The sequence below is a fragment of the Olivibacter sp. XZL3 genome, from assembly GCF_004368405.1.
Lineage (GTDB): Bacteria > Bacteroidota > Bacteroidia > Sphingobacteriales > Sphingobacteriaceae > Olivibacter.
Genome location: NZ_SBJH01000098.1, coordinates 1 through 7,042 on the forward strand (window position 1 = coordinate 1; position 7,042 = coordinate 7,042).

The following is a 7,042-nucleotide window of genomic DNA, read 5'->3' on the forward strand; positions in this document are numbered from 1 at the left end:
TATCCGCTGTTGTAAGTCGTCCAAGAGAATCTGATATACCTTTTTGTCTTCCGAGATACCCTGATCGTCGTAATAGTAATTTCTATTGTGCACATCCCCCCCGAACATATACTCCTCCACATAAATATTCAACGAGACTTCCGTTACCGTATCCTTTGGCCTTACGACAAAATTAAGGGTCCTCCTTTCCCCTTTTTTTGCCGATAAAACCCGCTTATGTTTCACGAAATTCTTCGCTTGTATAAAGCCTGCTTGTTTATCCATTGCTGTAATAAACAGGTTTTCAGCCTGCAGGTAATCTACAATTTCGTCGAAGGCCGTCTCCGCTGCCACATCAAGTTCTATTCTTTTAAACGATTGATCATTTTCCATTCGCTGCGCATAAGCACAAATGGTGCAACAGAACAATAAAAGCACAGGGAATAACTTCTTTACTTCCATAAATCCTTGATTAGTTTACCAAACTTAGATAAATTCATTTTTATATGCAATTTACTGCCGCATGCCTATAAATGATGTTCTAATGCTCTTCAGCCATCAAGCGCCGTTTTATAGAATAAATATCCCCTTTCTATCGTTTTTATTGGCACCCCTAAGATTTAAAACTTTACTTTCCAGCTTATTGCAGCGTTACAAAACTAATCCGTAACTTGCTAGGAACAAGCAGATATCTTTCCATATGCCAACAATTACAAATTATAAACTGGTTTATATATATACAATAGCAAGTATCATTATATTAAGCACCAATCTCGCATTAAAGGGACAACCGTTAACGCCTGCTGATCATGGGTTAAAGCATTTCCAAATAGACGATCAAACCCTTGGCACCATCTCTTTCTACCTAGACACGGTTAATCTAGACCAACCCTCTCCCCTTTTCTTAGATATCAACGGGAGCGGTGGCCTACCCCTCTGCCTCTATGTCAAATCAGAAAAAATGGCTAGGCTACTAAATACCTTCAACAGCGTTAACCTCGAGCAAAGTGCCCAACGATATCACTATATCGTACTCGACAAACCAGGCACTCCCTTCTGTGATAGTCTGGAATTCCAAGAGCCCTTAGATAGCATTGGCAATGAGCGCTTGCTAACCAGTTACCCCGCGTCCAAAGAATATCATCGGCGGCTAAGTTTGGAATGGCGGGTATCCGCTTCCAAAAAAGTACTCAACTGGCTCATCGATCATCATTATTGGGACGACACGAACATCCTCGCCTACGGCTATTCAGAGGGAGCGCAGGTTGCTCCTGCACTCGCGATAGCGGAACCGAAAATTACCCACGTGGTCGCCCTTGTGGGTAGCGGTCTGAACCAACTATACGACCGAACACTTAACTGGCGTATACAAGCCAATCGAGGTATAATTAGCCATCAAACCGCACAAGACAGTATTGATCAGCATCAAAAACTGATAGCCGACATCTATGCTCATCCCGATGCCATTGATCGCTTTTACGATGGCCATAGCTATAAACGCTGGGCATCCTTTTATAAATCTGAAGGAAAAGGAATTTCCTTACTTCAGAAAATCCTTTTCCTTATATGCCGGATTAGGGTATTTGTAAAATCCTTCGCCAGTAGCTACCCCAAGCTTGTTTTTGTCGATAAATTCAGACTTCAACATTTCCACTGCCTTTATTTTTGAAGGTTCTTTTGTTACATCAGCGGTCATTTTATTGATGTTGTATGCCGTGGTTATGCCTACTACATCCAGAATTCCAAATGGTCCTACCGGTGCGCCGGTGGCTACCATCCATGTTTTATCAATCGTTTCAACATCTGAAATTTCATTTACATATAGCTGTAAAGCAGCACTTAAAAGGGGTACCAAAAGCGAATTTACGATATATCCGGGTTGTTCCTTATGTATAGGCAAGGGTACCATGCCAATCTGTTTGGCAAAATCCAGGACAGAATTGAACGTTTCTTCAGATGTACCTGCATGTTTCATCACTTCACCGGTATTGTTGGTCCAGATATTATTGGCAAAATGTAAGGCGACGAACTTCGCTGGCCTGCCGGTAGCTTCTGCAAATTGGCTTGGTAGCAAGGTTGAGGAATTGGTGGCAAAAACCGTTTTTTCGGGAGCCACTAGGGCTAACTTTTGATAGAAATCTGTCTTGATTGCCGGATTTTCAGGAACGGCCTCAATCAATAAATCAGCATCTTTGACAGCTTGTGCTAGGTCGGAAGTATAATGAAGGTTTTCAAACGCTGTGTCCAACTGTGTCTGGGTAGCTTTCAAGTCCCGTTTGAACACTCTGCTCATCGTTTCAAACTTGGCTTTGGCTTTTTCCAAAACCTCGTCGTTAATGTCGTACACGGTTACGTTGAATCCGTGAAATGCGCTCTGGAAAGCTATCTGATAGCCTAAAACACCGCTTCCTGCAATGGTTACGTTTTTAAAATTCATAGTTGTAAAAATTAATAAAAGAGTGGCTGGCAACCATTTGATATGCCAGTCTTATATTGCCTTATCATAAACTGATACGATATCCAAGGGAAAGGAACCAGCCTTTATTGTAGGATTTTACATCATCTACGTTGGAGAGGATGCCAAGTTCCAGTCCGTATTGGGCTTTCTGGTAAATACCTAAGTCTGGTCAATTATGCTCAGCTCCTGTATGAAGTATGGACGGCCTTCGCCAATACCTCGGGACGTTTCCAATGTTCCGTTACAGGTGCTACTTCTTTATCCAGGCCTAGCAGAGTGTACACTGCTAGGCGTGCTGCCCTGACGGAATATTCTTCGGTGAACACCATATCTTCCGGTATTTCTACAAACTGGCTGATGAGGGCAAGATTGGTGCTGCCTTCCGGAACAACTGCAGGGCGGTCGGCTTTTGCCCTTGGCTGAAAGAGCGCATCGATGTAGGGCATCATACAAGGAATTACATTTACGACGCTTTCCTTGATTTCCTGCTCATACTCCTCGAAGTGCAGGTGATGCAGCAATTCGGTAAGGAGTTCTTCGCCAGTGCAGTCTATCATGGGCTTTTTCACGTAATTGCCAATATTATCGGGATACAGCCCGTAGCCCCATAAAATGGTAGTGTCCTTTTCCTGTGCTTTGAAATGAGGCTGGGCAGCTATTACTATAGATAGTCTCCATGACGAATCCTTAAATGTCATCAAAGCACCGCTTCCCGGTTTGTTTCCAGTGTAATCTTCGATGAGTTTCAGTAGTTTATTCCCCATGAAAGTCGGTGTGAAAGAATACCATTTTGTTTCATCCGGCTTGGTAAAGAACGGGGTGGGATTTCCCAGCTTTCCCGGTTTTTTGTCGGCAATCCTGCGCCATAATGCAAAACTTGGCGGATTATCGGGCAGGTATTTCGCCGGTGTATTATAATCGCCATTATTGGAATTGTCGGTAATACATCCATTGGTAAAGAATACCAGGTCGCCCTCATTGACGGTTATTCTCTCTGTCTTCCCTTCTGCATTGATGCATTCTATTTCCTTTACCGTAATGCTATCGTTATCGACAAATTCCAAATCGGTAACGGTTTTTCTTAGTGAAAAATCCACTTTATGCTGGTCAAGGAATGACTTCAACGGCAAAATCACGGATTCATATTGGTTGTAAGGAGTTCTTGTTACCCCTTCAAGGGTTTCGATTCTTGAAAATTCCAGTAGCATGCGTTTCATGTAACGCTGAAATTCAAAAATGCTGCTCCATTCCTGCCACGCAAAAGTAGTCTGCCACATATACCAGAAATTGGTAGTAAAAAAATGGTCGCTGAACCAGTCGCGGATGGTCACATTGTCCAATTCGCTTTCGTCGGTGAAGAACAGTTTGACCATTTTCATACGGTCACCCGTGTTGAACTGCATATCGGTAACCGGCAGGATAGTTCCATCTTTGTCTATTAATCTCGCTTTTGCCTTGGTGGGGTTTGCGTGGTCAAAGGCAAAGATTTCATCTTTGACAGAGATGTTGGGCACTTCCAATGAGGGGATACGGTCCGTCAAATCCCAGAAGTTCTCATAGGTTTCTTCGTTAAGCATTCTTCCACCACGGCAGATAAACCCCTCTTTTTTGGTTCCGGCTCCGTCATTACTCCCGCCCAAAACGGGCAGGGCTTCAATGATGTGGATGTTTTCGCCTGTGAAACCGCCGTCTTGCAAAAGGTAAACAGCCCCGGCAAGGCTTGCCAAGCCACCACCAACGAAGTAGGCTTGTTTCTTTGAATTATTTGCGCTCATATTTTACTCTTTGAAATTGATTTTTATAAAAGGCCTGCTTCTTTAAGGAGTTCTTCTGCATAAGTGCCTTGCATCTTTTTCAGTCCATATTTTTCTAAAAGGGAGAACAGCCAGGGAACCTTGATGTCTTTCAGTCCTTTCTTGTCATTGAGGTAATAAATAGATTTCAACAATACCCGAATGTCATAAGAACTGGCGAATACCTCCGGGACACCCCTGTCCACATTTAACAGGGTATATACCGCCTCCATAGCGGTGCGCACGGAATATTCCGTTGTGAAAACCGTGTCTCTGGGCGTTTCTGCGAAATTGCCTATAAATGCCAGGTTTACGGAACCTCCAGGAACTACCAGGGGACGGTCGCCCACGGCACGTGGCATAAAATAAGACGTGATATAAGGCATACGGCAGGGAATGGTATTGGCTGCTTTTGCAATATCCGCAATCTCGTTTTCGGGCACGCCCATGTGGTACAAAAGTTCTTCGCACAACTCTATCCCGGTGGCCTCCGTAATCTTTTTGTTTACATAATTGCCCGGTTTATGGGAATAAAGACCGTACACCCAAACGATGATTTCATTTTTTTGCTGGGCCTTGAAGTGGGGCTGCCTGCTTATGGAAAAGCCGTACCACCAATTGGAATCGTTGATTGTTACCGGGCCGCTGGTTACAATGGAGCCGCTGCGTGGGTCTTTTTTACAGATTTTTTCTATATAGGGTACCACTTTGTCGTCAAAAAAGGTAATACTACCGGAGATGACCCAGTTGGCTTCGGGAATATTCTTATAAAATTTTTCCGGCTTTCCGAAGGCGGTATCCTGTTCTGCAAGGTTCTGCCAGAGCTTCCAGCTGCCACCGATGCCTTCTGCTACCGGAGCAGGGGTATTGTTGTCTCCGTAAGTGCTACTTTCGGTAATGGAGCCGTTGGTTACAAATACAAGGTCATCTGCTGTCAGGTCGATGCTTTCTGCATTCCCATCCCTGATGTATTCAATTCTTTTGGCTACTTTTTTGCCGCCTGTGGTGTCAACCACTATATTCTGCACTTGGGTGCCGTATTGGAACTGCACTCCATGCGATTCCAGGTAGCTTACCAGCGGGCGTATCAGCGATTCGTATTGGTTGTATTTCGTAAAGCGCAACGAGGACATATCGGTCACGCTACCTACGTGATGGATAAAACGCAAAAGGTAACGGCGCATCTCCATGGCACTTGCCCAGGGCTCGAAAGCGAACATGGTGGCCCAGTAGGTCCAAAAGTTTGACTTGAAAAACTCTTGCGAAAATACTTGGTCGATTTGGATATCCTGTAGCTTTTCTTCCGGTGTAAGGACTACCGCAATCAGCTCTTCTATAGCTTTAGGAGAAAGTGTCAGTTGTCCGTCGGTAGCAAGCCTTTGCCCCTTATTTTCGATGACCCGGGCGTGTGAAAAGCTCGGGTCTTGTTTATTGAGCCAGTAATATTCGTCCAAGATGGATACACCCTGAGTTTCCAACGACGGGATGGAACGGAATAAGTCCCAAAGCGTCTCAAATTGGGTTTCCATTTCGCGGCCACCCCGGATGATGTAGCCTTTCTGTTCGTTCCAAATGCCATCCATACTTCCACCCGGCAGAGCCAGTTCTTCCAGGATATGGATTTTGTCGCCCTGCATTTGCGCATCACGAACCAGAAAAACTGCCGACGCCAAAGAGGCCAGACCGGAACCGATAAGATAGGCAGATTTTAAATCAACATTTGCAGGCTTTTTGGGACGGGCAAATGCCTCGTAATTTCCTTTGCTGTAGTACATAACTGTTGGTGTTGTTGAGCTTGAATTACCAAGCGTTTTACTTGATTAATCTATGATTTCAATACAAAGTTAATTATATACTATTTTTCAACTGTATACCCAAATTCGCCAATGTTGTACCGGAATTCATTTTCCTAAATGTGCTGCTGCCTCCTATATTCCTGCGGGGAGAGAGAAACATATTTTTTGAAGAATCTCCCGAAGGACGAAGTGGAGCTAAATCCTATCTCCGAAGCTATCTGGGAAATGGTTTTCTCTGGATTGCCGAGTAGTACCAAAGCCTCTTTAAGCAGGGTATTATTTATAATATCGTGAGGCGTTTTGCCGGTTGCCCTCTTTACAACAACAATAAGATACTTATTGGTGATGAAAAGCCTGTCGGCATAGAACTGCACATCCTTATGGGAGGAAATATGCTCTGCCAGCAATTCATGGAATTTTAAGAAAAGACTGTTCACTTCATGGTTGTCCTCCGTTTTTTTATCTCTTTCCTTATCGACAAGGGTGGCTGTTTCAAGCAGAAGGTTAATGATAATGGTCCTGATAATGTCTTCAATAAACCTGTCTTTTCGGCCAGACTGTTTTTGGAGATAATTGAGCAGGGCGAATAATTGCAGGGCAGATTCCTCATCAGAGGTGATTACACTAAAAGTTGATTTGTTAAATAACGACAGCTTCTCTATAAAAAAGGGATTGGCCATATTCTTGAGTAAAAAGGTCTTGTCAAAAAAGAGAACCTTCATCCTGAAATCCTTGTTGATGTTCACAAATTTGATAATCGTGGAAGGAGCAGATACCAAAAAACCATTTCTGGCTATACTGTATTGTTGATTGTCTATTTCCAGGTCAATACTACCAGAAACACAAATGCAGAAAGCATAAAAATCCATACGGAATGTTTTCTTTGGGAATTCAATTATAGGCTCTCCAGAAGAAATATAGTATGCTCCGTCACACCGTGTAATCTCCCCTTAAAACAGCTACGAATATTAATGTAGTTTTATAATTTAGGGACAATGAAAAAAAGCAAGTTCAGC

5 protein-coding genes are annotated in these 7,042 nt (G+C 43.5%); all 5 read right to left on the reverse strand.

The genetic code is table 11. The features are described from left to right. Window positions 1-441, reverse strand: a 441-nt coding sequence (locus tag EPX21_RS19210) for a hypothetical protein (protein ID WP_206106114.1), incomplete at its 3' end; no start/stop codon positions are given. Window positions 442-1,519: 1,078 nt separating this feature from the next. Next, window positions 1,520-2,416, reverse strand: coding sequence for a 3-hydroxyacyl-CoA dehydrogenase (locus EPX21_RS23155; protein ID WP_028298842.1), 897 nt, complete (start codon window positions 2,414-2,416; stop codon window positions 1,520-1,522). Window positions 2,417-2,616: 200 nt separating this feature from the next. Continuing rightward, entirely contained in the window at window positions 2,617-4,212 is a 1,596-nt protein-coding gene (locus tag EPX21_RS19225; protein ID WP_028298841.1) for an oleate hydratase, read from the reverse strand. 23 nt (window positions 4,213-4,235) lie between these two features. Next, on the reverse strand, window positions 4,236-6,005 hold the full coding sequence (locus EPX21_RS19230) for an oleate hydratase (protein ID WP_028298840.1): 1,770 nt from the start codon (window positions 6,003-6,005) through the stop codon (window positions 4,236-4,238). 134 nt (window positions 6,006-6,139) lie between these two features. After that, window positions 6,140-6,895 (reverse strand): AraC family transcriptional regulator, encoded by a 756-nt coding sequence (locus EPX21_RS19235; protein WP_134091297.1) that lies wholly within the window; start codon window positions 6,893-6,895, stop codon window positions 6,140-6,142. Between the last annotated feature and the right edge of the window lie 147 nt (window positions 6,896-7,042).

What these genes read in the sequence shown, in the direction of transcription:
- EPX21_RS19225 (WP_028298841.1), bottom strand. Translation starts at nt 4,212, where the DNA reads ATGAGCGCAAATAATTCAAAGAAACAAGCCTACTTCGTTGGTGGTGGC.
- EPX21_RS19235 (WP_134091297.1), bottom strand. Translation starts at nt 6,895, where the DNA reads ATGGATTTTTATGCTTTCTGCATTTGTGTTTCTGGTAGTATTGACCTG.
- EPX21_RS19230 (WP_028298840.1), bottom strand. Translation starts at nt 6,005, where the DNA reads ATGTACTACAGCAAAGGAAATTACGAGGCATTTGCCCGTCCCAAAAAG.
- EPX21_RS23155 (WP_028298842.1), bottom strand. Translation starts at nt 2,416, where the DNA reads ATGAATTTTAAAAACGTAACCATTGCAGGAAGCGGTGTTTTAGGCTAT.